25 protein-coding genes are annotated in these 25,773 nt (G+C 39.2%); 11 read left to right on the top strand and 14 right to left on the bottom strand.

Going from position 1 to position 25,773, the window contains the following annotated elements; translation table 11 throughout:
- Positions 1-6 precede the first annotated feature (6 nt).
- The 5 genes from Aru01_RS03730 to ygfZ all read right to left on the bottom strand — a co-directional run bounded on the left by Aru01_RS03730 (position 7) and on the right by ygfZ (position 5,522).
- A complete protein-coding gene (locus Aru01_RS03730) occupies positions 7-807 on the bottom strand; it encodes a tetratricopeptide repeat protein (protein ID WP_016655143.1) in 801 nt (266 codons plus the stop codon).
- A gap of 241 nt (positions 808-1,048) precedes the next feature.
- Positions 1,049-2,215, bottom strand: a complete 1,167-nt coding sequence (locus Aru01_RS03735) for an esterase-like activity of phytase family protein (protein WP_016655144.1) — start codon at positions 2,213-2,215, stop codon at positions 1,049-1,051.
- A 368-nt stretch (positions 2,216-2,583) separates the two neighbouring features.
- A complete protein-coding gene (locus tag Aru01_RS03740) occupies positions 2,584-3,291 on the bottom strand; it encodes a DsbC family protein (RefSeq protein ID WP_016655145.1) in 708 nt (235 codons plus the stop codon).
- Between the two features lie 83 nt (positions 3,292-3,374).
- Positions 3,375-4,787, bottom strand: a complete 1,413-nt coding sequence (locus Aru01_RS03745) for a DKNYY domain-containing protein (protein ID WP_016655146.1) — start codon at positions 4,785-4,787, stop codon at positions 3,375-3,377.
- A gap of 12 nt (positions 4,788-4,799) precedes the next feature.
- On the bottom strand, positions 4,800-5,522 hold the full coding sequence (gene ygfZ, locus Aru01_RS03750; RefSeq protein WP_016655147.1) for a CAF17-like 4Fe-4S cluster assembly/insertion protein YgfZ: 723 nt from the start codon (positions 5,520-5,522) through the stop codon (positions 4,800-4,802).
- Positions 5,523-5,780: 258 nt separating this feature from the next.
- Between ygfZ and acnD the strand changes: the two genes are divergently transcribed.
- The gene (gene acnD / locus Aru01_RS03755) at positions 5,781-8,375 is read left to right on the top strand and encodes a Fe/S-dependent 2-methylisocitrate dehydratase AcnD (RefSeq protein ID WP_016655148.1); all 2,595 of its coding nucleotides are present in this window, start codon (positions 5,781-5,783) and stop codon (positions 8,373-8,375) included.
- 105 nt (positions 8,376-8,480) lie between these two features.
- Here acnD and Aru01_RS03760 read toward each other — a convergent pair whose 3' ends face one another.
- A complete protein-coding gene (locus tag Aru01_RS03760) occupies positions 8,481-10,535 on the bottom strand; it encodes an OPT family oligopeptide transporter (protein WP_016655149.1) in 2,055 nt (684 codons plus the stop codon).
- A 346-nt stretch (positions 10,536-10,881) separates the two neighbouring features.
- Here Aru01_RS03760 and Aru01_RS03765 point away from each other — a divergent pair, with 346 nt between their 5' ends.
- From Aru01_RS03765 to Aru01_RS03790, 6 genes are all read left to right on the top strand, one after another.
- Positions 10,882-11,547: a pseudouridine synthase gene (locus Aru01_RS03765; RefSeq protein ID WP_016655150.1), complete on the top strand. Its 666-nt coding sequence runs from the start codon at positions 10,882-10,884 to the stop codon at positions 11,545-11,547.
- 220 nt (positions 11,548-11,767) lie between these two features.
- Positions 11,768-12,139, top strand: a complete 372-nt coding sequence (locus Aru01_RS03770) for a ribonuclease E inhibitor RraB (protein WP_016655151.1) — start codon at positions 11,768-11,770, stop codon at positions 12,137-12,139.
- 121 nt (positions 12,140-12,260) lie between these two features.
- A complete protein-coding gene (locus Aru01_RS03775) occupies positions 12,261-12,809 on the top strand; it encodes a GNAT family N-acetyltransferase (RefSeq protein WP_016655152.1) in 549 nt (182 codons plus the stop codon).
- A complete protein-coding gene (locus Aru01_RS03780; protein ID WP_016655153.1) occupies positions 12,788-13,264 on the top strand; it encodes a GNAT family N-acetyltransferase in 477 nt (158 codons plus the stop codon). Before Aru01_RS03775 ends, Aru01_RS03780 begins: the two co-directional genes overlap by 22 nt.
- 100 nt (positions 13,265-13,364) lie before the next feature.
- Positions 13,365-13,709 carry a zinc ribbon domain-containing protein YjdM gene (locus Aru01_RS03785; RefSeq protein ID WP_016655154.1) on the top strand — a complete coding sequence of 115 codons (345 nt, stop codon included), beginning with the start codon at positions 13,365-13,367 and terminating at the stop codon, positions 13,707-13,709.
- 253 nt (positions 13,710-13,962) lie between these two features.
- Entirely contained in the window at positions 13,963-14,427 is a 465-nt protein-coding gene (locus Aru01_RS03790) for a YybH family protein (RefSeq protein WP_228128722.1), read from the top strand.
- Here Aru01_RS03790 and Aru01_RS03795 read toward each other — a convergent pair.
- Both Aru01_RS03795 and Aru01_RS03800 read right to left on the bottom strand, forming a co-directional pair.
- Complete coding sequence (locus Aru01_RS03795) at positions 14,424-15,362, bottom strand: tRNA dihydrouridine synthase (RefSeq protein ID WP_174435136.1); 939 nt, start codon at positions 15,360-15,362, stop codon at positions 14,424-14,426. The two genes, Aru01_RS03790 and Aru01_RS03795, sit on opposite strands and share 4 nt — an antisense overlap.
- A gap of 112 nt (positions 15,363-15,474) precedes the next feature.
- Complete coding sequence (locus Aru01_RS03800; protein ID WP_016655157.1) at positions 15,475-16,284, bottom strand: cytochrome C assembly family protein; 810 nt, start codon at positions 16,282-16,284, stop codon at positions 15,475-15,477.
- A gap of 144 nt (positions 16,285-16,428) precedes the next feature.
- Here Aru01_RS03800 and ffh point away from each other — a divergent pair, with 144 nt between their 5' ends.
- Entirely contained in the window at positions 16,429-17,835 is a 1,407-nt protein-coding gene (ffh, locus tag Aru01_RS03805) for a signal recognition particle protein (protein ID WP_016655158.1), read from the top strand.
- A gap of 75 nt (positions 17,836-17,910) precedes the next feature.
- Here ffh and Aru01_RS03810 read toward each other — a convergent pair whose 3' ends face one another.
- The 6 genes from Aru01_RS03810 to Aru01_RS03830 form a co-directional block, all read right to left on the bottom strand.
- Positions 17,911-18,618: a hypothetical protein gene (locus tag Aru01_RS03810; protein ID WP_016655159.1), complete on the bottom strand. Its 708-nt coding sequence runs from the start codon at positions 18,616-18,618 to the stop codon at positions 17,911-17,913.
- Positions 18,619-19,022: 404 nt separating this feature from the next.
- Complete coding sequence (locus Aru01_RS18825) at positions 19,023-19,316, bottom strand: protealysin inhibitor emfourin (RefSeq protein ID WP_353172324.1); 294 nt, start codon at positions 19,314-19,316, stop codon at positions 19,023-19,025.
- Positions 19,246-20,442, bottom strand: a complete 1,197-nt coding sequence (locus tag Aru01_RS03815) for a M4 family metallopeptidase (RefSeq protein ID WP_016655160.1) — start codon at positions 20,440-20,442, stop codon at positions 19,246-19,248. The genes Aru01_RS18825 and Aru01_RS03815 overlap by 71 nt, the downstream gene beginning before the upstream one ends.
- A 566-nt stretch (positions 20,443-21,008) precedes the next feature.
- Positions 21,009-21,632, bottom strand: coding sequence for a LysE family translocator (locus tag Aru01_RS03820; RefSeq protein WP_016655161.1), 624 nt, complete (start codon positions 21,630-21,632; stop codon positions 21,009-21,011).
- Positions 21,633-21,683: 51 nt separating this feature from the next.
- Positions 21,684-22,421 carry a type III pantothenate kinase gene (locus tag Aru01_RS03825; RefSeq protein WP_016655162.1) on the bottom strand — a complete coding sequence of 246 codons (738 nt, stop codon included), beginning with the start codon at positions 22,419-22,421 and terminating at the stop codon, positions 21,684-21,686.
- Positions 22,418-23,206 carry a biotin--[acetyl-CoA-carboxylase] ligase gene (locus tag Aru01_RS03830; protein ID WP_016655163.1) on the bottom strand — a complete coding sequence of 263 codons (789 nt, stop codon included), beginning with the start codon at positions 23,204-23,206 and terminating at the stop codon, positions 22,418-22,420. Before Aru01_RS03830 ends, Aru01_RS03825 begins: the two co-directional genes overlap by 4 nt.
- 231 nt (positions 23,207-23,437) lie before the next feature.
- Between Aru01_RS03830 and Aru01_RS03835 the strand changes: the two genes are divergently transcribed.
- The 3 genes from Aru01_RS03835 to Aru01_RS03845 form a co-directional block, all read left to right on the top strand.
- The gene (locus tag Aru01_RS03835; RefSeq protein ID WP_016655164.1) at positions 23,438-24,238 is read left to right on the top strand and encodes a sulfite exporter TauE/SafE family protein; all 801 of its coding nucleotides are present in this window, start codon (positions 23,438-23,440) and stop codon (positions 24,236-24,238) included.
- Between the two features lie 149 nt (positions 24,239-24,387).
- The gene (locus Aru01_RS03840) at positions 24,388-25,083 is read left to right on the top strand and encodes a GntR family transcriptional regulator (RefSeq protein ID WP_016655165.1); all 696 of its coding nucleotides are present in this window, start codon (positions 24,388-24,390) and stop codon (positions 25,081-25,083) included.
- A 10-nt stretch (positions 25,084-25,093) separates the two neighbouring features.
- Positions 25,094-25,773: chromosome segregation SMC family protein (locus Aru01_RS03845; RefSeq protein WP_042111139.1), on the top strand; the 680-nt coding region annotated here is incomplete at its 3' end.

Here is a 25,773-nt window from a genome sequence, read left to right on the forward strand (position 1 = left end):
ATGTGATTACTTTTTAGGTGTTTTACCTTGTTCAGCAATCAATTTGTTGACCAATTCCAAACGTGCTTTGGCCTCAGGTACATTCTGCTGTGCCAAAGCCGCATAGATTTGCTGTGCTTCAGGAAGGTTTTGTTGGGTTACATTACCGTTGGTAAACATATTGGCAATTGCCATGAGTGCAGGGATATAGCCTTGTTTACCCAGTTCTTGGATTTGATTTAAGCCCTTTTCGACAGTTTTTTGATCTTTGTTTTTAAAACCCTGACTAATATCATAAAGTGCCTTGGCATGCAGTGCAGGATAATTCCCTTGTTTGATTAAAGGTTCAAGTTTTTTCAGTGCCAATTGATCGGACTTCGTGGTTCCTTCAGAAAATAATAATACTGCCAATTCCACGGTCGCATCGTTAAAACCTTGATTGGATGCTTTCTCCAAATACTCACGTGCTTTTTTATCGTCCTGCTTAAGACCTAGGCCACCTGTAGCATAGTTTTGAGCCAATACGTAGTTTGCAATTGAGTAACCTTTTTTACCTGCTTCCTCATAGAGTGCTAATGCTTTGGCGTTGTTTTGAGTTGTCCCTTGGCCGATTTGAGTCAAGTAAGCCAAGTTGTATGTTGCTTGGGCATTACCTGCTTGGGATAGACGTTCGAGTTCTTGATAAGCCCCAGTAAAGTTTTTTGCTTGGACCAGTGTTTGCACATTTTTAAAAGCAGGATCGATTTCAAGATTTTGCTGTGGTGCTGGTGCTGCAAATAAACTGTGACTAGATATCGCAACTAAAGTGGCAAGTAAAAATTTTTTCATAATGGTGCTCAGCCTAAATATAAGGCAATCCTTGAGTTAATGTTATGGATTAAGCTTTGATACTAATACAGTTATTTTACTGCGAAATCATTGAATTGTATCTTTCATGTTTAGATGCAACGATCAAACTAGATGGTCAAAATGTCTTAGTAAGCTGAGCCTGATTTTAGTCAAAATCAATGATACTGTGGCTTTGCGCACATAATTGTGATGATACACTCTGTGCGCAAAGTTGGATGTCTTATTTTGGAAGTATTTCAAAAGCAATAAATTGCGTTGTTTGTTGTTCTGAAAAGTTATTATCTGCAACCAAAATCAAACTACGATGGCCATTGGCCAATGTTGGACCCCAGCTAATGCCCTCGATATTATCGAGCTTAATGTTTTGATAATTTAATGGCATTTCAAGCAATAATTGCTTTTTCATAGGGGTATATTTTGCATTTTTGAGACTCTCGATGTGTTGGATGTCGGTAGTGTCTTGAGCGATCTGTGTTTTATAGAGACGGATGGTATTTCCCACGCCATCGGCAAAAGCACGTTCAACCGCAATAAATTCATTTTCCGAAATTGCCAACATTTCAGATAATCCATTATCTGCTGGGTATCCACCTACAATACTCTCATGTGGAATCTTTTCGAGTGGGTAAGCATATTGGGTTTGGCTTTGATGGTTAAGAGGATCAAGTTTCATGATCCGAACTACGCCTCCTTGTTTTAAACTACTGATTTCACCATCTTGGATAAGACTATCTTCATTGGCGGTAAACAGTTGTCCTTTAGGGGTTATTGCAAGTGATTCAAACAGTTTATTACTACGTCCACCTGTAGTTTTATTATCAGTGTAGTTAAACATGTTCGGTAATTTAAATTCTGCGATATATTCGCCATTTAATTTATATTCACGGACATAAGGTTGAATCGAGTTTGCGTTAGCAACAAAGTTTCCTTCACTAGAAATGTAAAGATTGCCATTTGCTGCAATACGAATTGATTCTGGATCCATCGTGCGTTGATCACTGGGGAGGAATTGGTTTTTTTGATCACGTAGATAGATCATATTTTTAATATTTACAGCATGAATTTTGGATTGATCGAGTTCAATCGAGAGCTGATAAAAACGTGGTGCGCCGCGTTCACCACCACGATCATCTGAAATTGCCCAATAACGCCCTTGTTTGTCGCGATCTAGTCCAGAAATACCACCAAATTCAACGCCGTTATACATGGTTTTTGTGGGGATAGTATAGTCACCAATGAGCTTTAATGACTTGATTTCATTTGTTATTGTGGGTGGTTGTATGACTTCATCTGCGTCATCATCATTACAGCCCAATAAGTTTAAACTAAGTAGTACGATACTACTGCATAAGATCAATGGCTTGAGTGGATTGATTTTTTCAGACATGAGGGTTTAATTCAATAAATATGATTTATTGAGTATGAAAATTCATCGTGTCAGCTTCATGAATTTGTGCGTTGAAATAGGCAAGTTAGCGTGACTATTTAAGGGAATAGCTAAAGTAAACAACATGATTGATTCAGTCAAGTGGTCAACTGAGTCAGCATATTGCTATAGATCTGTTCAAGAAATTTTTAAGAATTATATCGAGCGCTTTGACAGATTATCGAGATATCTTTGTAATCAAGGACTATAGGAATATAGTCTTTTGATTACAAAGGTTTTTGATACTACCAAGATGACCATTTAAAACAAATCAATAACCTATAAACTTTAAGCTTGAGTTGTTAAAGAGATTATCGTTTAGATGGTACTTACTTGACTTCTTGCAAGAGTATTTCAAGCTCTGCAGCAAGGAGAGCACCTGAGATACGACGGCCATCTTTTAAGAAGAATGTTGGAGTGCCTGTAACATTAAGTTTCTTCGCCAATTCAATATTCTTTTCGATAGGGGTGTTACAACTCTCTTTAGCCGTTGGGGCTTTACCGTTTAGGGTATAGTCTGTCCATGCTTGGTAAGGATTACTTGAACACCAAATTTGTTTTGAAGTTTTGTCCGCAGTTGGGTGTAATGATTTGATTGGATTCATAAACAAGTAAATGGTGATGTTATCCAATTTATCTAATTCAGCATCAAGTTTTTTACAATAAGGACAATCAGGATCACTGAACAAATAAATGATGCGCTGTCCCTTACCTTTAACTTTTTTAACTGCTTGATTCAAAGGTAATTTTGAAACATCAATCCCACTTAATACTTGCTGGCGTTGTTCAGTAATATTGATCTGATTGGGTAAGTCGATAAGGTTGCCTACAAAAAAGTATTTTGCATCATCATTGGTATAAACAATTCGACCACCCATATAAACTTCATAGATATCTTTGAATTGTGTTGTGTCTACGTTCTCTATAGCGATATCAGGAAAATTAGTTTTTAAATTTTTTTGTACTGTTGCAATATCTGCATGGGCCGCAGTGAGCGTTGCTATACTGAGTGCCAATATACTGAGCCAAGATTTCATCGTCATTCTCTTAAAAATCAATCGAGCCATATTGCCAAAACTGAATTTTAAAGAAAAGCAATGAATTGTAATATCGCGAAGGTTTAGCTAGGTAGTGCGATCATGCCAAACAGCATTTTTTGATAATAGGTTGTTGCCTTTAATACTTCCGTAGTTGCAACACTTTTCAATTGATCTTGACGAGTGAGTTTACGGATCTCATCTGCTGTTGGATCACCTTGGAGTAACAGTTGCAGCGCTTGGGTACCTTGAATTTCATAGATGACTTGTCCGATCAGCTGAGATGAACCAAGTCGATCAAAATAGTAGTATTTTTCACCTTTTTTCCAGACTTCCGCAAAGTGGTGAGTTCCGACATCTTGGACTTTTTGCCATGCTCCGGCTGGTGCATCTTTTAACTGATACAGATGAGTCGAGCGTGAAATCAGTCGAGGGTTTTTATTCCCCCCACGGCGTGAAGAGCCGTGTAGGAAATAGGTTTGATTATTATAACTAAAAATTAGAGGTGAAATTTCTTGCCATGTGCCCTCAAGGAAAGGGTTGTCTCCAGCTCGCTCTATACGCTGTGTTTTTCTATCAAAGAAATATACACCTTGCTTGGACAAGAAAAATGCATGATTAACATGTGAACCATAGGAGCTAAGTAATTGATAAGGTCTATTTTGTGGGTCAAATGCAAGTTGATCTACAATGACTTGTCCTTGTCTGGGGTCAAATAAATAGGCTTGGTCTAGACCATCGATATAAAAACTATACAACTGATTATTTGATTTGATATCAAGTTTATGGTGTTTAAAAAATACAGAATTTTGATCGTGATAAAACTCGTGGCTCAGGCGTATGCTCTGATCATCTTGAGGGACAGCAACTGCTTCAAGATGGTTAGGGTTTGCTTCAGGCATAGCGAGGCCCTTATAGTAAACCGCTTGACCATTTGTCACGATATCAGCATTGAGAATGGCACGATAAGGCACTGTAGATTTTGGTAGATGTACAACTTGATAGTTATAGGTTTGTGGCTTGTCTGCTAGCCCCCAACCATAAAGCCAAGTTTGTTTAATTTCTTTGAAGCCAGAGACCTCAGGATTACGTTGACTCATCGCAGCACAGTACACTGTGTTTAGGCCATCAGAAAAGTAATTATGCTCTAGTGCATGGGTTGTCGCAGGATTCAGCGCTGCAACACTCAGATTGCCACAATACGCATGCCGCTGATCGACGGCAAATTGTCGATTTTGATAGCGACCATCTTGATTCAGCGAACGAAAGCTTGCAGGATCAGCTTCAGGCATAGGATATTCACCATTACTGGGAACACTTGCGTAAATTTGGCCACGATAGATTTTAAAAATACTGTTATTAATATCTTGGCTTTCGTGGTCAATTTCAAAACTGGATGGCTGATTAAGGTCCATAATAAAACCTGAACAAAAACCAGCCACAGCAATGGCAAGTATAATGAGTGCAATCCCTGCAACTTTATGATTGTTTTGCATATAAATAGAGCGTTACTGTGGTCGTGCTACGCTACCATTAAGTGCTTCTGGTAACTCAATATTTTCTAAAGAAAGTTCAGCCAAAGCATCAGGTTTTGCAATGACCAGAGCTTGATAACCATCCGCATTGGCAATGCTATTGACCACTTGAACATTACGGCTTAGTTGAGTTGCAACTGCAGGAGCATCACCTTGGCCTTGAACCAAGTGTAGCCAGCTTTTCGGCTGAGCCTTAAACCAAAGACGCGCCACGATTTCCTGACCCAAATAACAACCCTTGTCAAAATGTACGCCATCACGTTGATGTAAACGCAATTCTTGAGGTTGAAAGAGCTCTGCTGTTTGACTGCTAATCCAAGCTTGGCCAGAACTGATGGCTTGTGCTTGCCAAGCGTCGATATCTGTTTCGTTGTTTGAAAATTCAGTTTGAATACCATCAATTTGGGGATATACCGAACCTGTTGCTTCAAGTTTCATTTTAGAAAAAGCGCCATACTTTTTGACATGTTGAGCAAATGCTTCGGCTTGGTCTTGTGTAGTGACAATTTCAAAATGCTCTGCTGTGATTTTTTTTAACCACAGACCAAATAAGATTCGTCCTTTGAGGTTACATATTGCAGTGTATCGCGTGACATTTTCAGCTGTCGCCTCCGTGTTTAGGGTCAGTTGACCTTGTAGGAATTTCTGTGCATCTACGCCAATGAGGCTGAAGGATGAGAACGCTAAGCTCGACATATGGACTCGCAAGATAAAAAACTAAGACTAAAGAATAAGAATGATTTTTACATATTTTTCAAAAAAATACCCAGTTCGTTCAAAAAAAATCAGATAAGTGTAACCATTTGTTTCCAAAACCCCTGTTTTCATATGTAACTATATGAAATATATAAGATTTGGGAAATGGCTTTTTCACAGCGTACAATGCCATCGAACTCATACTAACGATACACCCGTTAAAGGGTCTGAAAATAACGATGCACGAGGCACTAAACTATGAATACGAATTATCGTAAACCGCTGCAATCTACCCAGCTAGATTATTACGATGTGCGTCAAGCAATCGAAGATATCCAGCCAGGCGCATATGTAAAACTTCCATATACTTCAAAAGTCTTGGCTGAACAATTGGTTCGTCGCTGTGATCCAGAAATTTTACAACAATCGTTAAAACAATTGATTGAAAACAAGCAAGAACACGACTTTCCTTGGTATCCAGCACGTGTGGTCTGTCATGATATCTTGGGTCAAACTGCACTGGTTGATTTAGCTGGTTTGCGTGATGCAATTGCAGATCAAGGTGGTGATCCAGCCAAAGTCAACCCAGTTGTACCGACACAATTAATCGTCGATCACTCTTTGGCTGTTGAGTACGGTGGCTTCGATCCAGATGCATTTGCCAAGAACCGTGCAGTTGAAGATCGTCGTAACGAAGACCGTTTCCATTTCATTGAGTGGACCAAGACTGCATTTGAAAATGTCGACGTGATTCCGGCAGGTAACGGCATCATGCATCAGATCAACTTGGAAAAAATGTCTCCAGTGATTCAAGCACGTCAAGGTGTTGCTTACCCTGATACTTGTGTGGGGACTGACTCTCATACACCTCATACCGATGCGCTTGGGGTGATTTCAATCGGGGTAGGTGGCCTAGAAGCTGAAAACGTAATGCTTGGCCGCGCATCATGGATGCGTCTACCTGATATTATCGGGGTTGAATTGGTTGGACAACGCCAAGCGGGTATTACTGCAACAGATATCGTACTCGAACTGACTGCGTTTTTACGTAAAGAGCGTGTAGTTGGGGCATATTTAGAGTTCTTTGGTGAAGGCGCTGACAGCATGTCAGTGGGTGATCGTGCGACCATTTCCAATATGACTCCAGAGTACGGTGCTACTGCTGCGATGTTCTATATCGATCAAAACACGATTGATTACCTGACACTAACAGGTCGTGAGCCAGAACAAGTTCAGTTGGTTGAAAACTACGCCAAAGAGATTGGTCTTTGGGCCAGTGATATGAAAAAAGCTGAGTATCCACGTGTATTACGTTTTGATTTGTCAAAAGTCACACGTAATATCGCAGGTCCATCTAATCCACATGCGCGTGTTGCAACCAGTGATTTAAAAGAGAAAGGCATTGCTGGGGTTGTTGAAAATCGTACAGATGGCTTGATGCCTGATGGTGCAATTATTATTGCCGCAATTACCTCATGTACAAATACTTCGAATCCACGTAATACCGTCGCTGCAGGATTACTTGCGCGTAAAGCCAACGAGCTGGGTCTTGTACGTAAACCTTGGGTGAAATCTTCTTTTGCACCAGGTTCTAAAGCAGCTGCCTTGTATTTAGAAGAAGCTGGTGTACTTAAAGATCTTGAGCAACTTGGCTTTGGTATTGTCGCTTATGCGTGTACAACGTGTAATGGTATGTCAGGTGCGCTTGATCCTAAGATTCAACAAGAAATTATTGATCGCGACTTGTATGCGACTGCGGTTCTTTCAGGTAACCGTAACTTCGATGGTCGTATTCATCCATATGCAAAGCAAGCATTCTTAGCTTCACCACCATTGGTTGTGGCCTATGCAATTGCCGGTACAATTCGTCTTGATATCGAAAAAGATGCGCTAGGTACAGATCAAAATGGTCAGCCAATTTATCTTAAAGACATCTGGCCATCTGATGCAGAAATTGATGCATTGGTAAAAACATCTGTTAAACCAGAACAGTTCCGTAAGGTATATATCCCAATGTTTGATTTGGGTGAAAACGAACAAGCGGAAAGCCCACTATATGACTGGCGTCCGCAAAGTACATATATCCGCCGTCCACCTTATTGGGAAGGCGCATTAGCTGCACCACGTACACTCAGTCACATGCGTCCATTGGCTATCCTGCCAGACAACATTACCACTGACCATTTATCGCCTTCGAATGCCATTATTATGGACAGTGCGGCAGGTGAATATCTTCATAAAATGGGTTTACCAGAAGAAGATTTTAACTCATATGCAACTCACCGTGGTGACCACTTAACTGCACAGCGTGCAACATTGGCTAACCCGAAACTGTTTAACGAAATGGTTTTAAATACAGATGGTACGGTGAAACAGGGTTCTTTGGCACGTGTAGAGCCTGAAGGCAAAGTGATGCGTATGTGGGAAGCGATTGAAACATATATGAATCGTAAACAACCTTTGATTGTTGTGGCGGGTGCCGACTATGGTCAGGGTTCGAGCCGTGACTGGGCTGCTAAGGGTGTTCGTTTAGCCGGTGTGGAAGCGATTGTTGCTGAAGGTTTTGAACGTATCCACCGTACTAACTTAGTGGGTATGGGCGTATTACCCTTAGAGTTTAAAGCAGGAACAGATCGTAAAACATTAAACCTAGATGGTACTGAATTGTATAGTGTCATTGGTAATATTGCACCACGTTCAGATCTGACTTTGGTGATTGAGCGTGCTAATGGCGAAACTGTTGAAGTTGCTGTGACATGTCGTTTAGATACTGAAGAAGAAGTTCATGTTTATGAGGCTGGTGGTGTATTACAACGCTTTGCTCAAGACTTCTTAGAGGGTCAAGTTGCTTAAATTATATTGAATACTCAGCAACTGATGATTCAATTCACTGATTGAATTGAATAATAAAAAATCCCGAAGTTATCTTCGGGATTTTTTATTGGCCTTAGATTGATTTTATTTTTTTAAACAACGTCGTATAAAAATAAAAATAGTTATGATGACAATGATGAGGCCTAAGCTCTGCGCCATCGTATCCCAATGATCAAGATGAAGTGCTAATGGTGCATCACCTGTGCCCATATTGAGCGAAATGACGATGATGAGGGCCATTAAAATCCCCATTAAACTTTCACCAACGATGAGGCCAGCAGCAAACAAGGTTCCTCGTCGCTCTACACGTTGTAGGTGTTGAGGGTCATTGTTATCTTTTACAGCTTGTCGTTTAATCCACCAAAACATTAATGCGCCTACGAATAAAGGCATATTCACTGAAGGTGGCAGATAGATCCCCATTCCTACAGCCAAGACTGGTAAGCTAATGTTGTTACTGCTTAAAGCTTTAATTAGTCCATCCAGTATAATCAAAAAGATGCCTAAACCGACCCCAATTAAGATATAAGTCCATTCCAATTGGTGAGAAAAAATTCCTTGTGCAATGGTGGTAATTAAGATGGCTTGAGGTGCAGCTAAGGCTTGATGTGGGTCCATATCACTGCGAGGTAGGGCACCTGTGAAACCGTAGGCCTGATACAGTAGATCAAGTACAGGTGCAATGACGATTGCACCTGCGACACAGCCAATAATTAAGGCGATTTGCTGCTTAGCAGGGGTTGCATAGATTAAGTAGCCGGTTTTTAAATCTTGTAAATTATCGTTAGAGATACAAGCAATTGCGATGACAGCAGTGGTAGCAAATAAACCCAGCGCAGTCAAAAACTGATGATCAGCAGTACTTTGTAATAAGCCTAGCTGCTTAGCAATCAGCAACAACACTGCTGCAAACACCAAGATGGCTAAAATACCAATACCAGAAATTGGACTTGAAGATGATCCGACTAAACCCGCCATATAACCACAGGCTGCGGCCACTAAAAATCCAATAGCCATGGTGAGTAAGGTGAGAAGTAAGACGATACCCCAAGCAACAGCTGGAGATAAGCTTGAAGCCATGACGAAACTATAAAATGTTAAAAATAAAATTATTCCCATCACAAAAATGGTGAATAACATGATTCTCGGGCTAAGGTCTTGTTTAGCGCGACTGAGGCTCTGCTGGGGATTTTTATCAAGAAAAGTCGCAATTGAAAGTCGTACCCCTTGGATCATTGGTTTTAGTAGCGTGAGCAGTGTCCAAATAGCGGCAATTCCTAAAGTTCCGACACCCATCATACGGACTTTTTCTGCCCATATTTTTTGTGCAAAACTGGCCATATCGATATCAACTGAAGTTGGGCTAAGACCGGTAAAGTAGGGGACTGCAATGCCCCAAGCGATGATAGCTCCGACCAATACGGCAATACCTGATGCGAGACTAATTAAAGACCCAGCACCAATCAGAGCTAAGGAAAAACCCATAGGAATTTGGAAGATACTCTGACCCAGTTTAAACCAGAAACTTGCTCCATCCCCGATAATCCTTAACCCATTTGTAGCAAAACTAACAGTGGCTGCGAGTAGACTGCCATACAAGATTTCTTTAGCGGGTTGTCGATCTATTTTTGCTTGAGGATTTTGGATGATCTCTCCATGTTGATTGGCTACTACACCTTGCGCTCCGCTTTTTAAAATCTCTGCCGCTGCGATACCCTCTGGGTAAGGCAGTGCACTATTGACCACCATGACATAGCGCAGAGGAATAGTAAAAATTACCCCCAAGATACCACCACTTAAGCAAATCAGTGTGGTTTGCCAAAATGGAAATGACTGCCAATAACCAAGCATCAGTAAGCCTGGAATGACAAAGATTACAGAAGAGATCGTGCCCGCGGCAGAAGCCTGAGTTTGTACCATATTGTTTTCAAGAATATTTGAGTCTTTGGCAAATTTCAGAATAGCCATCGACAAAACTGCGGCGGGAATGGATGTTGCAAAGGTAAGACCAACTTTTAAACCTAAATAAATATTAGATGCTGTGAAGATAAGCGTGATACAGATCCCAAGTATGACACCACGTAAAGTGATTTCTCTTAAGCCCTGATATGGATCGCTGAAGTCATTATTTTTATTCATATGCTATCCTGAAGAACCATAAACAATACATGGATTGCTGTGGTTTTATCTGTTTTTAAGATGTCATAAGGTCATGTTTTATTTTCCTATGACAGAGAATAATAATTTAATAAATATTAACTTTTGTAACGTAAATATTTGTTCGATATGATTTTGTTATGTGAATAATCAGTCTATCTGTTTGGTTTTTATTGAGATTTTATTGTTCGGCTATGAATTTTTTTTGTATCAGGATATCAAGTTTTACAGGGAGATTGACTGGTTTTTAAAGGTCATGAGTTTGGATTGACAGCATGGGATACAGTTGATAATTTGCTGGCTTCTTCTGTCCTATGTTCAAAGTGTTATGCCTTTAGATCCCAACTTTGTTTATCAACCCCCACAAGGTGATTTATGTGTCGTATATGAAGATGACGATCTTATTGTGATTGATAAACCTGCAGGTTTGCTTTCAGTAATGGGACGTTTACCTGAACATCAAGATAGTGCTTATTTACGCATACTAAAACAATTTCCTCAGGCTAAAGTTACACATCGTTTAGATATGGCAACTTCGGGTATTTTACTTTTTGCCAAACATCGTCAGGCTGAAGTCGCCGTCAGTCGTATGTTTCAAGCACGCACAGTGGAAAAACGTTATATTGCATGTGTACAAGGGCAGTTACAGGGACAGGGTCAAGTTGATGTGCCACTGATTGCTGATTGGGACAACCGTCCACAGCAGAAAGTTGATTATGTACATGGTAAGTCTGCACAAACTTTGTATCAGGCAGAACATTATCATATTGAGCAAGACATGACTCGTGTATTACTTAAGCCAATTACAGGTCGTTCACATCAGCTTCGAGTACATATGCAGTTTTTGGGGCATCCGATTATGGGCGATCGAATTTATCATCCTCTGGGTTTAGCAAGTCAGTTTACACGTATGGCTTTGCATGCCCGTGATTTGATTTTTACTCAACCTTTAACCGGTCAGGCACTCCATCTACAGTCTGAAGTCCCTTTTTAGTTGATAGATCATCCAATATTTGAGCTGAACACAGAAAGTAGTTTCTCCCATGCTTTTTTTAAGAAAAGCGGATGAATGATTAGACTGATGAACCCGATAGATTATTTGGTTGAAGTACTGTTTAAAAGCATAAATTAATCTTTTTAGTGTCATAAATTTCTGTTAGCTTTGCAGAGGGTACATATGATTTTGAACAATACAAATAATGGAAGGTGCTCAAATGACACGTGATTATGAACAATTCCCAGATGATGAAAATGGGCAAGTGCTGTGGCAAATGTTTGAAGATGGGGATGACTTAACTGAACCCCATCAAGTTGAATTTGCAATCATTTTTAAAAACCAACAGCAATTAGAACAATGTGCATTACATTTACTTCATCAGGAACAAAAAGTTTCTTTTTATGATGATGAAGAATCAGGATCAACAGATTGGATTCTCACCATTCATGTTGAAATGGTTCCAGAGTATTCAGACATTCTTGATCTCGAAGAATGGTTTGTCAGTATTGCAGAGCAATTTGATGGTGAATACGATGGTTGGGGGTGTCTAGCCACCATCTATGATGATGAAATTTTTGAAGACGAATAATTTAAAGTTTTCAATTGATCAATGTTAAGCATTCATCCAAGTCATTATTTTGGATGAATGTTTTAGTTTCTAATCAGCAGAATATGTTTTAATAGCGACTTTATTTTATTGTGCTGTATCTATGTCTGTCGGAATCGAACTTCATCCTCTTAAACAAACTGAAATTGACTTAATCTGGTCGCATATCGACCGCCGTGAATTGATCACACAGATGTATTGGCAAAACCATGATGAGCTTGAAGCTTACGATTGTCATCATGATGTTGAAGCGTGGGATAAAGAAATGTTGAGTCAAGATCCGATTGACTTGAAAAAGGCCTATGCTTCAGGGGCAGCTTTTACAGGCGCATGGCAAGGCCAACAATTGCTTGGTGTCTGTGTTGTTGCACGCCGTTCTGTTGAAAGTATCAGCGGAGCACATTTGCTTAAATATTTTTATATTGATGCGAATCATCGTGGATTAGGGATTGGTACTCAGCTTATGCAAGCTGCGTTTCAGAGTGTGCGAGAGTTTAAGGGCAATGCACTGTATATTTCCTCAATCCCTACCTGCAATACTGTTGACTTTTATATCAGTCAAGGTGCTGAAGTCCTACCTGATCCAGATCCACGTTTGTTTGAACTAGAACCAGAAGATGTCCATTTATTATGTCCAGTATCGTCACTGTAGATATTAAGCAGCAGATTTCTGAGCAACTTCGTAACTTATTATTAGAGGCGGATCCTGACTGGAAGCAGGTACAAAGTTACCTGCTTGATGCTCAAGTTTATGCAATTTATATTGAAGGCCAGCCAATTGCTGAAATCTGCCTGAGCCCTTATTTGGCGCATGGTATTGAGATCAAAAACTTGAGTGTACAAGTAGATTATCAAGGGCAGGGTTTGGCCAAGAAGTTGATTCAATATGCGATTGAGACAGCTACACAGCAAGGGTTTGCTGATATTTGGGTAAAAACGGGTAACTCAAGTTTGGATCAGTTGGCACTCTATCAGAAGATGGGTTTTCGGATACAACATATTGAAAAAGATGTTTTTTTAGATTATTCAGAACCGATCTATGAAAATGGTATACGTTGCCTTGATCAAGTTGTGCTGTGTCAGTCATTAAAAGCTCATAAAAAATAAATTAATATTACGTTATTGGGGGTATTTCTTTACTCAATTAATTAATATTATGAAAAATCTTTATTTTCGGTCATAATGAGGCTTTTTTAGGAAGGCTCATATGTCATTACCTAACTGCCCACAATGCCAATCAGAATATACTTATGCCGATGGCGATTTATTGATTTGTCCAGAATGCGCGCATGAATGGACATTGACTGAGGCGGCTCAAGACGAGGCGTCAACGGTCATTAAAGATGCATTCGGCACAGTACTGAATGATGGAGACGTGGTTACTGTTGTTAAGGATCTAAAGATTAAGGGTTCTTCATCTGTAGTTAAAGTGGGAACCAAAGTTAAAAATATTCGTTTGTTACCCGATGCCAGTGATGGTCATGATATCGATTGTAAAATTGATGGTATTGGTGCAATGAAACTAAAATCTGAGTTTGTGAAAAAAGCTTAGATTTTGTTGTGAGTAATTACCTGAGATCTACTTAGATTTCGGGTAATTTTAATTAAAAAAATGATTATATTAGTATAAGTTGACAATCAGCATTAACATTTTTTAAGTTTGCGACGGATTGGTTAGAATAGCTAAAAACTATAAAACTCAATGAATTAGCTTAGATGTGTTATGCTATTCCTACGCTATAAGTCTAATTGAAATAGAGCACTAAACAGACTAGTAGGTTTTAAAATTATAAAGGTGAATAAAATTGAAAAAGATTATGATAGAAGGTGATCAAGAGATTGCTACCGAGGTTATCGATCAAATTGCTTTATGGGATAAAGCGATTATTAGACAACAGATTGATACGGTTATTGAGTATTGTAGCGAGAAGGTGAGTCTTTTCGATGTGAGCTCTCAGATTACAGGCATTAGAGAATATCGTCAGGAATGGGAAAAACTGAGTCCTTATTTTTCTCAATATATCGATATTATTCGTTCTGATATTAAAATACATACAGCAACGGATCTTGCGGTAATGCATTGCTTAACCAAAGTCGTCGATGTTTCAACAGATACCACACTGGTTCCTTGGTGTAGAACAACACTCTGTATGCAAAAAGAACAACAGCGTTGGCTGGTGGTACATCAACACATCTCAATTCCCATTAATATGCAAACGGGAAACATCATCCTGATCAAGGATAAACCTAAACTGAGGTTGGTCGTTTAGTACTTTTGACTGAGTTTAATTTTATCGATAATCTCATCAAGCTTTTTGAGACGTTTTATCTCATCCCAAAGTTGCTTGGCTTCAGGATAATGTTTTGACATCATACCTAACCATTGCTTATAACGACCTAACATCCCAATTTCAGTTTTGCTTGGCCCGTTAACAAAGCGAATTTGTAAATTTAATAATTCATCCCAACTCAGTAAAGCTTCATCACGATTTTGACGAATGTTGAGGCTTAAATCTGGGGTGGTTACTGCACCACGTCCAAGCATCAAATCTTGACAGTTAGACTCTAAACGGCACTGTTTCGCATCGCTATTGTTCCAAATTTCACCATTGGCAATCACATTTATCTTTAAGGCTGCACGAATTGGAGCAAGTTGCTCCCAATATGCAGGAGGAGTATAACCTTCTGCTTTAGTACGGGCATGTACAGTAAGCCAAGAAGCACCTGCATCTTCGATTGCATGGGCATTTTCTAAAGTATAGTTTCGATCCATGTAACCTAAGCGCATTTTTGCTGAAACGGGAACGTGAGCGGGCACAGCATCACGCACTGCCTTTACAAGCAGATGAACAACTTCGGGTTCGTCAAGTAGAACAGAGCCGCCACGGTGACGATTTACTGTCTTGGCAGGACAACCAAAGTTAAGATCAATTGCAGGAGCACCGAGCTGTACAGCTTTGACTGCATTAGCAGCAAGCATGTCTGGGTTGTTCCCTAAAAATTGTACATGAACAGGCGTTCCCGCTGCTGTTTGACCGTTGTTGCTAAGCTCTGGGCAATAAGTTTGATAAATATGATCAGGTAAGACAGAGTCTGTAACTCGAATAAACTCAGTGACACACCAATCGAAGTCACCGACATGAGTGAGAACATCACGCATGATTGGGTCAGTTAAACCTTCCATTGGAGCAAGTATGAGTTTCAACGGCTTTTCTCAGAGTCAACAAAACAGCCGTTATACGCATTTTCTCAGCACTTGTCTAGTGATCGAATGGCTTGTACAGCGACGTTGTATTTGATCGTGCTGATGTATTGTTTTAACGAGATAAAATCATTTCTAAAATAAATTTACTGCCTAAAAATCCGATCGCCAAAAGGAAGAAACCGGTAATAGTGAAGCGAATTGCTTTAACACCGCGCCAACCAAGGCGGTAGTGTCCTAAGAGCAGTGCACCATAAACAAACCAAGAAATAATACTAAATGCAGTTTTGTGTGCTAAATGCTGGGCAAAGAAATTATCAATGGTAAAGAAACCAAACAGTAATGCTACGCTGAGTAAGCCAAAGCCAGTAATCAGCATGTCAAATAACAATGTTTCCATGGCTTGAAATGAAGGCAGAAGATTGACCCAAATACGATGTTTCTGTTTTTTCTTGAGTTCTCGATTTTGAAACCACAAAATTACAGCTTGGATCGTTGCCATCAACAGCACAGCATAAGCGGATAAAGATAAAATAATATGAATATCTAAGCCGATAGAGTGTTTTTCAATAAACTGATCAGGAAGACTGAAAACAAAGCCCAAAATCAAACCACAGGCTGCAACCGGGATCCCAAGTAAGTTCAATACTAAGACGGGTCTAAATGTACTAAAGAGTAAGCTAAGGAGGAGCATAAGTCCTGAGGTAAAGGACATTAAGTTAAACACGTCAAAATTAGTGCCCATAGGTGTTAACATGTCTTGTCGAAGCACTAAAGCATGCAAAACTAAACCTAGGCTGGAAACAATACCGATAAACCACTGATTCGGAGTACGTTTCGACATTAAGTGCGCAAATAAATACCAAAATGCCGTGGTATAAGCAAATAATGCTAAAATTGTGTAGACCAAGGGGAGGCTAATCATGTCAAACCTATTATTGGGTGTTTAAAATTCATGTGTAGAGATATAAATTCCATGTGAACTCAAGTATCCTATAGCAACTTAAGCATAAATTTTCTACTTTAAGAAAGAAATTTTTGCTATTAGCCATTTTAAGCGGAATTTGTAATGTTTGATACCTTAACAGAACGCCTCACGCAGAGTTTAAGAAATGTTACTGGCTCAGGGCAACTCACAGAAGATAATATTAAAGATACCTTACGTGAAGTGCGTATGGCATTGCTTGAGGCCGATGTTGCTTTACCCGTAACTCGTGAATTTATCGCGAAAGTTAAGGAAGAAGCATTAGGTCAAGAAGTAATGACCCAACTTTCACCTGGCCAAGCTTTTGTCAAAATTGTTTATGACGAACTCACCAAGATGATGGGTGAGGCCAATGAAAGCCTTGATTTAGCAGCAAAACCACCTGTAGTTGTCTTGCTTGCCGGTTTACAGGGTGCAGGTAAAACCACCACTGCAGCCAAACTTGCACGTTATTTGAAAGAACGTCAAAAGAAAAAAGTTATGACTGTTTCTGCTGACGTTTATCGTCCAGCAGCAATTAAACAGTTAGAAACAGTATCGAATGAAGTGGGTGCTGAATTTATTCACTCAGAGGCAACTGAAAAGCCGATTGATATTGTTAATCGTGCAATTGAGCAAGCCAAAATCAAATTTGCTGATGTATTGATTGTCGATACCGCAGGTCGTTTGCATATCGATGACGATATGATGGGCGAGATTAAAGAATTGCATGCTGCAGTGAAGCCTACTGAGACTTTATTCGTGGTTGATGCCATGACGGGTCAGGATGCTGCAAATACTGCAAAAGCCTTTAATGATGCTTTACCACTGACAGGTGTGATTCTTACCAAAACCGATGGTGATGCACGTGGTGGTGCAGCACTTTCTGTACGTGCTATTACAGGTAAGCCTATTAAGTTCTTGGGTATGGGTGAAAAACTCGATGCACTAGAACCGTTCCACCCTGAACGTGTCGCTCAGCGTATTCTCGGTATGGGTGATGTGCTTTCTTTAGTCGAAGAAGTTGAACGTAAGATCGACAAAGAAAAAGCTGAGAAAATGGCGAAAAAACTGCAAAAGGGCGGTAGCTTCAACTTTGAAGATATGCTGATGCAGTTTGAGCAGATGAACAAAATGGGCGGCATGATGGGCTTCTTGGATAAATTACCAGGTATGAGTAATGCTGGTATCCAAAATGCGATCGAGCAAGCTAACCCAGAAAAGCAAATTAAAAAGATGGAAGCGATTATTCAGTCGATGACCATCAAAGAACGTCGTAATCCAGACCTGATGAATCCAAGCCGTAAAAAACGTATTGCAGCGGGTTGCGGTATGGATGTTGCAGAAGTCAATAAACTGATCAAGCAACATGCGCAGATGGCGAAAATGATGAAGAAATTTGCTAATCCATCAGGTATGGCAAAAATGATGCGTTCATTGGGTGGTTTACAGAAGCAGTTTGGCGGCGGAGGTGGTATGGGGCCTTTGTTCGGTAATAACGACAAAAAGTAATCTCAACTTGATCAAATTTAGATAAAACAAAGCCCATCATCTGATGGGCTTTGTTTTATCCGCACTCAGTGCGGATTATTGCATTTGAGTTTCCCATAATTTTTCATATTTTTGATATAGGCTTTTTAGCTGTAATACACATGGATCTATTGCTGCTGAACTAAAATCTAAACTGCGATCACTAAAGCAAGTTTTGCTATTAAACGCTTTACCATTTCTTCGCCATGCTTGAGAGTCAATAAGCTGCATGTCTGAGTTACTTTGGAGTTCAAAGGCTAGGGTGCCATTACTATGCCAAAGTTTGGTATGGGTAATCCCATTTTCTGGATTAACTTCTTGTTCTAGAAGGATTTGGCCATGTAGGGAATAGCCGGCAACATAAATGACATCGTGGTCTTTATCGTAGACTTGTTTGTTAAATCGTTGACCATTACGGTTATAAAGAAGAATCTCACCTACGGCACTTTGAACTTGAAATCGATCTAAGTCTTCAGCATCGGTCAGCAACACCGGTGAACTTTGTGCTTGATGATTTGCTTGGAAAAAGTCTTGAACCAAATATCCTTCAGATGATTTAGAGATTAAAACACGATAAATCCCTTGTGGATCTGCTGTGTTGATGTGAGTGGTTTTTCCATTTTGTCGAGCAGAGAAATAGGCAATGATATGGTTTGTTTGAGCAGGGGCCTGTAGTTGGGTTTGAGCAACTGAAATCTCAGCAGCACTGCTGGATAGACTCAATCCAATTAAAGCAATACAGCTGAATAATTTAAAAAATTTCATAAGAATGCTTTTTCAAAGAATGAACATCAGTATAGTAAAGTTTTGACATCCTCGCCTCTTTAAAACTGAGCGATTCCTGCTACTAGACGCATACCGAGTCATCAAAACTACGCCAAGCTGCGGATACAGAATCCAATGTCTTGACTTCATATAGGGGCAGACCAAGCTATATATGAATAGAGTCTTAATATTTAGGTTTGAGATCAAGATGATACAAGTAAACATCGGGGAGTCAGAGATACTCTTGTGACGTGAGCATTGTTTGATTTCTTGCTTCACTCTATGGGAGTGAAGCAAGTTTGATGTTAAATGGAGGAATGTACTAAAAGGATATTAAAAACAGTATGTTATATTTGATTTTTGAATGTTGCATTCTGATTTTATGTTCAGGTTTTTTTTGACATTTATATAATCTCATCCTTGATACAAGAAATAATTTTACCAGGAAGATCGGTTTCTTTCGCTTCGATTTTATCGATTTTTCCATTTTGTGTTTGTCGCATCAGTCGATATTTGAACTGATCAGACCGGGTGGTAAAACGACTTGCTGCGGTTTGTTGGTTGAACAAATTTTCTATTTGTTCAAGCTCCTCTAAGGATAGGGTTGATGTATTGATTTCGCCGTGGCTACGTATACAAGAATGTACACTTCCAACACAGGCGAATCCTCCAAATCGTTCTACGTATATTATTGCCATAGTAAAAACTGCCTTTAGTACGATTAAACAATTGTAAACCAACTGTAAGCCATGCTAAATCTATAGCTTCATAAACAGAAGGGTCATTTGCAAATAATTTAGGGGCAAGATGAAGAGTTCTATCTGCAAAAACTTGCATCTGCATCTGTGGATTTGGTTCAAACGCAACTAAGGCTTTATACCAAATTTGCCCGATTTTTTCCCAACTATATCCTCCAACAAGCATGGCTGCTTTGTAAAAAGCAAAGTTGGCAATACCACTGCTTTCATGAGGATCCATACCATCAACATATTCAGAAAAATGAAAAGGTTGTGGTGAAAGACAGCTTGGATCAGAGGGGTTAGATAAGTTTCTAAGTGACTTAAATCCGCGAGAGATCGCAGCTGGTCCTAATATTTCTTTACCAATGAGCCAATCAGCCTCATTGACATTTTGTCGATTTTTCCATTGTTTAAACATCGAGCCAAAAACATCCGCCATACTTTCATTGAGGCCACCAGCTTGGTTTTCATATTCAAATCCAGCACTATATTGGATAAAACCATGACTCAGTTCGTGGGCAATGACGTCGCTGGAGCTGGTAAAGTCAATAAAAAGATTGCCATCACCATCGCCATAGGTCATTTGTATACCATTCCAAAAAGCATTGTTATATGCGACACCATAATGTACAGAAGAGACCAAATCGATTCCTCTATCGTCGATTGAGTTTCTGATAAAAATCGCATGAAAGAACTCAATGATCGCTTCTGTCTCTTTCAACACACGTTGTATTGTTGGGTCATCAGATTCTTCTGCTTTAAGAATCTGAGTACCAGGCAAGGCATAGCTATTTTTACAATCAAAAATTGTAACTTTAGGAGAAGTAGTTAAAGCACTATCAGATGGATTAATTGCACCTATATGCTGATAAATTTGACGGCTTTTTTTGCTTTCCCGTTCTTTAAATTCACGCCAATTATTGTCTATTGTTATCACATTTTTAAAACCTTCTTTTTGTTGTTCAGTAAACCCGCTATCTTCTAAAAAAAGTTCAAATACTTTTTTCGGGATAATAAAGCAATATTTTTTTTCTATTTTATTCCGTATTTTTACTGAATTCGAATTTAAAATTTCATTATCCATATTTGCTCCTTGATTTTTATGTATTTATACTGAGTTATATGTTTATGATTATATGGATTAACTCTATATGTTGAGTTGATTTTAAATAGATATATAATATTAAGTAAAATAAAATACAGTGTTTAATATTTTTATATTCTATCGCCTGTAAATTTTCCTATTTGATCATCGGGTATTGAATATTTTATTAAGGTTATGATGCTAAATTATTTTATAAAAGTTATTTAGAAGATATTATAGTTGTTTAAATTTTAAATAAAAGTTTTATATTAATTGAATTGTTGTTTTTTAATAAATGACTTTATTTATATTTTAAATCTATTGGGTGTTTTTTATTATTGCTTAATTTTTTATGAGACAACTTAAGTGATATATAGTTGCATTATAAGTAATAATATATAACTTAGTCTAAGGTCTCTATTCAACTGGCTTAGATTTAATGCTTAAATTTTCTGTTATTGATTTACCGTGATAATTTTTTTGAAAATACCCAATTCTTTTTTGATAGGGTAAGTCGCTAAAATATCAACTTGTTTGACATTCCACGCTGAAATGGCTGTGTAAGATCAAGCCGATGGCTTTTTAACAAAGGCCAATGCAAAACCAAAAACGATCATAAGTACACCACTCGCTTTATTGATTAGTCCTAAATTTTCACGCTTCAACACAGTAATTAATTTGGCACCAAGAATGGCATAGCATAAGACTGCAAAAAATTCTAAGCATAAGAAGCTCACTCCTAAAGTGAAAAAGTCAGCCCAGTAATGATCGAGCTGAATAAATTGCGGAAAAAAGGCGGTGAATATTAAGATGGCTTTGGGATTGGCAATCGCAATATTAAAATCTTTTATGATTAATGTCTTAAAGTCTTGAGGCGGGGTTTGACTGGTATGATCAAGTGTTTCACTTTTACTGCGTAGCAGTTGATATCCAATCCAAAGTAAATAAGCGGCACCAATAAATTTGATAAGCAAAAATACTTGTGCAGATGCAGCCAATAATGTTCCTAAGCCTAAGGCAGTGATTAAAATCAAAATACTAAAAGCAAAAAAACGGCCTAGATACGCGATTGCTGCAGGCTTTAATCCTTGCTCTGCACCAATCATCATGGATAGTACATTATTGGGGCCAAGCACCATATTGAGTGCTAAGCAAGCAGGTAAGAAAATTAAAAAAGTTTGCAAACTCATCTGTAAGAGGTCCTGAGTCATCCTTGAACCTTTAGATTCAAGGATTAAGTGTTAGGTGGTTGAGCGATTTTTATTTAAGTAGACTTTTAAGCCCTTGAGGAGTAGATCTTGCTCAACAATGGGATTAAAGCGTTGTAAGTGCTCTGCAAATAAATTGGCATCACCACCTGTTAAGATGAGTTGGCGAGGGTGTTGTTCCAAAACTTTTTCAATGGTGCTCAACAGGCCGAAGAAAATTCCATGATGTACAGCATCTATGGTATTTCGTCCTGGATTGAGCTCTGCAAATGCAACATCAGGAATTTTAATCCCTTTGGTGTTTTGAATCAGAGAGTCACGTTGTAAATATAGATTTGGCAAGATATAGCCACCCAGATGTTGCATGCCTGTTGTTAAATCAATCGTTAATGCTGTACCACAACTCACGACACAAAGATTTTGTTCAGGTGCTGCTACAGCGAGTACTTGTAACCAGCGATCAATCCCAAGGAGTGAGGTATCATCATAACCACAGTGTAAACCTGCGTATTCAGCCTGAACTTGGGCACAGGTAATTGGAATATTAAGTGGTTTCAAAATTTGTTTGATGCGTTTGTTATTTTGTTTGTCTTGTACTGATGAAATACCCACTTCATCAAGTTGTAATCCTTTAAAATGTTGAATTAGACCAAGTAATAGATCAGCAGGTGATTGTAAATGCAGTTCGGCAACGTGTTCAAACACTTGATTGTCTTCAGTCACCCAATATTTGAGTCGTGTATTACCGATATCTAGCCAAAGTCGTCTCATTGCGAATCGTCCATGTTGTGGTTATATAGACGTAAACGTCCGTGATAACAGGCTTGCATTCCATTTGCAGTTTCAATATTGAGGCAACCATCATCGTTAATTCCATGAAAAGTGCCGTAGAGAGTTTGCTGACTTTGTTCTAAGGAGACAGGCTGATGAATAAACGCAGCATAGTGGTTGAAACGTTGTGCTAAATGGGTACTACCATGATTAAACCAATGACCTGCTTGTTGTATAGCTTGATACAGCTCACTTAATAATACGATACGATTAAGTGGATTGAGGCCCAGTTGAGATAATGAACTTACCTGTTGATCAATACTTTGATCACGCAATTGTTCTGGGCTAAAAGCATGCAGATTGATGCCCACACCGATGACAGCACGTTGTGCATCGAGGGGTTCAACTAAAATGCCTCCCCATTTACCTTGTGTGCTATATAGGTCATTTGGCCATTTTACTTGTAATTGCTCTAAGCCTTGTAAACTCGGCATTTGTAAAATATTTAGCGCAATTTCTAAGGCTAAACGGCCATCAAGAGGGCGCTGAGTTTGTAACAAACAACTCATATAAATGTTGCCTTGAGGGGAAGCCCAAGCACGTTGTTGTTGGCCTCGGCCCTGACTTTGAATTTCGCTACTGACTAAAATGCTGTTTGCACCCGTTTGAGCAATTTCTCGAACATCTAGATTGGTTGATGTCGTGGTATTTTTCAGAATTAGAACTTCGGGAAGTAGTGCTGCTTGGCTGAGAAGTTGGCGCAGCTGTTGGCTGTCTACATCCATGATCATCTCATGTTGGATCAAAAAATAATAACGGAGTTAAACATATCTTTTAGGTTCGGCGCAATAATTAACAGACGCTTATTGATTATAGTTATGCATATGATCGCAGTATTATTTTCTATAAAAAAATCACTTCATGATGCTATCATGTGCCACATTCAAACAGGTAGATGAAACAGGGATCACATCCCTTGTGTTTAACTTGTTGTATTTATATACGGAAATGACACTATGGAACTCCTGATCTATTTGGCTATTGGTGCTGTTGCTGGGTTTAGTGCTGGATTGTTTGGAATCGGCGGTGGATTGATCATTGTCCCGATTTTATATTTGGTCTTTTTACAGATGGGCTATGATGCCTCTGTATTGATGCATATGGCTTTGGGTACATCCTTAGCTACCATTGTGGTCACTTCATTGAGTTCTGTCAGTGCACATCATAAAAAGGGTGCAGTACTGTGGACAGTCTTTCGTAATTTCTTACCCGGTTTATTGGTCGGTGCCTTTCTCGGTGCAGGAGTTGCTGGACGTCTAAGTGGAGATGTTTTACAACTTATTATTGGTCTATTTGTGCTTTACATGGCCTATAAGATGTTTCGTGGGGCAGCGACACAAGTGAATAGCTCTAGACAGCTCCCTTCAGCACCAGTACAGACTCTAGTCGGTGGTGTAATTGGGGTAGCTTCTGCAATTTTTGGTATTGGTGGAGGCAGTCTCACGGTACCTTATCTCAATCGCTGTGGTGTGGTGATGCAAAAAGCGATTGCGACTTCTGCAGCATGTGGACTACCCATCGCACTTTCTGGTGCAATCGGTTTTATGTTCTTTGGTGAACAGGCCTCTGGTGACCTTAAAAACTCGATTGGTTATGTACAAATTTACGCGTTTTTCGGTATTAGTGTCATGAGTTTTGTCACAGCAAAGCTTGGCGCGAAGGCAGCACATGCATTATCACCAGTATTATTGAAAAAAAGTTTTGCAATCTACTTGTTTTTGATTGGTGTTTACTTTATTTATCATGGTATTAATTAATAACTATGCGCGTAACTGTCAAAGGATATTGATTTGCTAAATTTTAAAAATTTAGTTGTAAAATGACATAGTCAGAACCATTAAAAATCAGTTACAAATGCACGATGGCCATGAATAGATAGGCCAAAATAAATAAAAATAGGTAACTTATGCATTTGAACGATATGGAAAACCTATCAGAACAAATCGCCAAACATATAGGCGAGCAGATAATAACAGGCGAATTAGTTGAAGGCGAACGTATACAAGAATTACGGATTGCCAAGGAACTAGACGTAAGTCGAGGCTCTGTTCGTGAGGCATTGTTACTGTTAGAAAGAACACACTTGATTCAGATTTATCCACGGCGAGGGGCCATTGTTTCAGAGATGTCCACTCAACAGATACGAGGCTTATTTGATTCGGGTGTGATGGTACTGAGTTTTATTGTGCAGCGAATTAGTGAGACTTGGCGTGTACATGAGGCTGCGGTCTTACAAGAAATATTTACTCAATTAGAACAACATGCTCAGCAAGGCAATGCAGAAAAATTCTATGATGTTTTCTTCCAATATATGGCAGAGCAGCATGACATGGTTGCAAATCCGTATATGGTGAAGTTTTATCGAGAGCTGTTACCTTCGATACGACGCAGTTACTTTTTAACCTTAAATACGTCTAAAAGAGAGCTTCAAGAGGCTTTAGAGTTATCTAAGCTGCTGATTGATGCTATTTTAATCCGAAAATCGCAACAAGCGACTTTATTTATGGAAGATTTTTGCCGACACTTGTGCAACCTCGTGTTGGAGTCTCTAACACGTATGAAACAAATTGAATTGGCATGGGCACGCAGATCGCGTCGATAATTGGAACTTTATGCGTTTAAGCAGCTTAAAACTCTCAGGCTTTAAATCTTTTGCCGATAGCAGTACTTTATCTTTTCGCGCCAATCGGACCGCGGTAGTTGGACCGAATGGCTGTGGAAAATCTAATGTCATAGATGCCATTCGCTGGGTTATGGGAGAGTCTAGTGCTCGACAATTGCGTGGCGGAAGTATGCAAGATGTCATTTTTACAGGAACATCAAAGCGAAAACCTGTAGGGATGGCGAGTGTTGAGCTTCGTTTTGATAATACCTATGGTAAATTGGGTGGTTCATATAATGCATATACTGAGCTAGCAGTACGACGCCAAGTTACACGTGATGGTAAGTCTGAATATTTCCTCAATGGCAGTAAATGTCGCCGCCGTGATATTACAGATATTTTCTTAGGTACTGGGCTAGGGCCACGTTCCTATGCAATTATCGAACAAGGCATGATTAACCGTTTGGTTGACGCTAAACCAGATGAAATGCGTGTATTTATTGAAGAGGCGGCAGGTGTTTCCCGCTATCAAGCACGTCGTAAAGAAACTTTGCAGCATTTAGAACATACCAGTTTGAACTTAGAACGTTTAGAAGACATTTCGAGTGAACTGAAATCACAGTTAAAAACGTTAAAACGTCAGTCCGAGTCTGCTGTCCAATATAAAACCTTAGAAACAGAGATTCGTAG

The organism is Acinetobacter rudis, assembly GCF_000829675.1.
Taxonomy (GTDB): domain Bacteria; phylum Pseudomonadota; class Gammaproteobacteria; order Pseudomonadales; family Moraxellaceae; genus Acinetobacter; species Acinetobacter rudis.

What these genes read in the sequence shown, in the direction of transcription:
- ffh (WP_016655158.1), top strand. Translation starts at nt 16,429, where the DNA reads ATGTTTGATACCTTAACAGAACGCCTCACGCAGAGTTTAAGAAATGTT.
- Aru01_RS03800 (WP_016655157.1), bottom strand. Translation starts at nt 16,284, where the DNA reads ATGATTAGCCTCCCCTTGGTCTACACAATTTTAGCATTATTTGCTTAT.
- Aru01_RS03815 (WP_016655160.1), bottom strand. Translation starts at nt 20,442, where the DNA reads ATGGATAATGAAATTTTAAATTCGAATTCAGTAAAAATACGGAATAAA.
- Aru01_RS03785 (WP_016655154.1), top strand. Translation starts at nt 13,365, where the DNA reads ATGTCATTACCTAACTGCCCACAATGCCAATCAGAATATACTTATGCC.
- Aru01_RS03735 (WP_016655144.1), bottom strand. Translation starts at nt 2,215, where the DNA reads ATGTCTGAAAAAATCAATCCACTCAAGCCATTGATCTTATGCAGTAGT.
- Aru01_RS18825 (WP_353172324.1), bottom strand. Translation starts at nt 19,316, where the DNA reads ATGGCAATAATATACGTAGAACGATTTGGAGGATTCGCCTGTGTTGGA.
- Aru01_RS03830 (WP_016655163.1), bottom strand. Translation starts at nt 23,206, where the DNA reads ATGGATGTAGACAGCCAACAGCTGCGCCAACTTCTCAGCCAAGCAGCA.
- Aru01_RS03770 (WP_016655151.1), top strand. Translation starts at nt 11,768, where the DNA reads ATGACACGTGATTATGAACAATTCCCAGATGATGAAAATGGGCAAGTG.
- Aru01_RS03780 (WP_016655153.1), top strand. Translation starts at nt 12,788, where the DNA reads ATGTCCAGTATCGTCACTGTAGATATTAAGCAGCAGATTTCTGAGCAA.
- Aru01_RS03835 (WP_016655164.1), top strand. Translation starts at nt 23,438, where the DNA reads ATGGAACTCCTGATCTATTTGGCTATTGGTGCTGTTGCTGGGTTTAGT.
- Aru01_RS03820 (WP_016655161.1), bottom strand. Translation starts at nt 21,632, where the DNA reads ATGAGTTTGCAAACTTTTTTAATTTTCTTACCTGCTTGCTTAGCACTC.
- Aru01_RS03760 (WP_016655149.1), bottom strand. Translation starts at nt 10,535, where the DNA reads ATGAATAAAAATAATGACTTCAGCGATCCATATCAGGGCTTAAGAGAA.
- Aru01_RS03765 (WP_016655150.1), top strand. Translation starts at nt 10,882, where the DNA reads ATGCCTTTAGATCCCAACTTTGTTTATCAACCCCCACAAGGTGATTTA.
- Aru01_RS03840 (WP_016655165.1), top strand. Translation starts at nt 24,388, where the DNA reads ATGCATTTGAACGATATGGAAAACCTATCAGAACAAATCGCCAAACAT.
- Aru01_RS03775 (WP_016655152.1), top strand. Translation starts at nt 12,261, where the DNA reads ATGTCTGTCGGAATCGAACTTCATCCTCTTAAACAAACTGAAATTGAC.
- Aru01_RS03745 (WP_016655146.1), bottom strand. Translation starts at nt 4,787, where the DNA reads ATGCAAAACAATCATAAAGTTGCAGGGATTGCACTCATTATACTTGCC.
- Aru01_RS03810 (WP_016655159.1), bottom strand. Translation starts at nt 18,618, where the DNA reads ATGAAATTTTTTAAATTATTCAGCTGTATTGCTTTAATTGGATTGAGT.
- ygfZ (WP_016655147.1), bottom strand. Translation starts at nt 5,522, where the DNA reads ATGTCGAGCTTAGCGTTCTCATCCTTCAGCCTCATTGGCGTAGATGCA.
- Aru01_RS03740 (WP_016655145.1), bottom strand. Translation starts at nt 3,291, where the DNA reads ATGAAATCTTGGCTCAGTATATTGGCACTCAGTATAGCAACGCTCACT.
- Aru01_RS03730 (WP_016655143.1), bottom strand. Translation starts at nt 807, where the DNA reads ATGAAAAAATTTTTACTTGCCACTTTAGTTGCGATATCTAGTCACAGT.
- Aru01_RS03825 (WP_016655162.1), bottom strand. Translation starts at nt 22,421, where the DNA reads ATGAGACGACTTTGGCTAGATATCGGTAATACACGACTCAAATATTGG.
- acnD (WP_016655148.1), top strand. Translation starts at nt 5,781, where the DNA reads ATGAATACGAATTATCGTAAACCGCTGCAATCTACCCAGCTAGATTAT.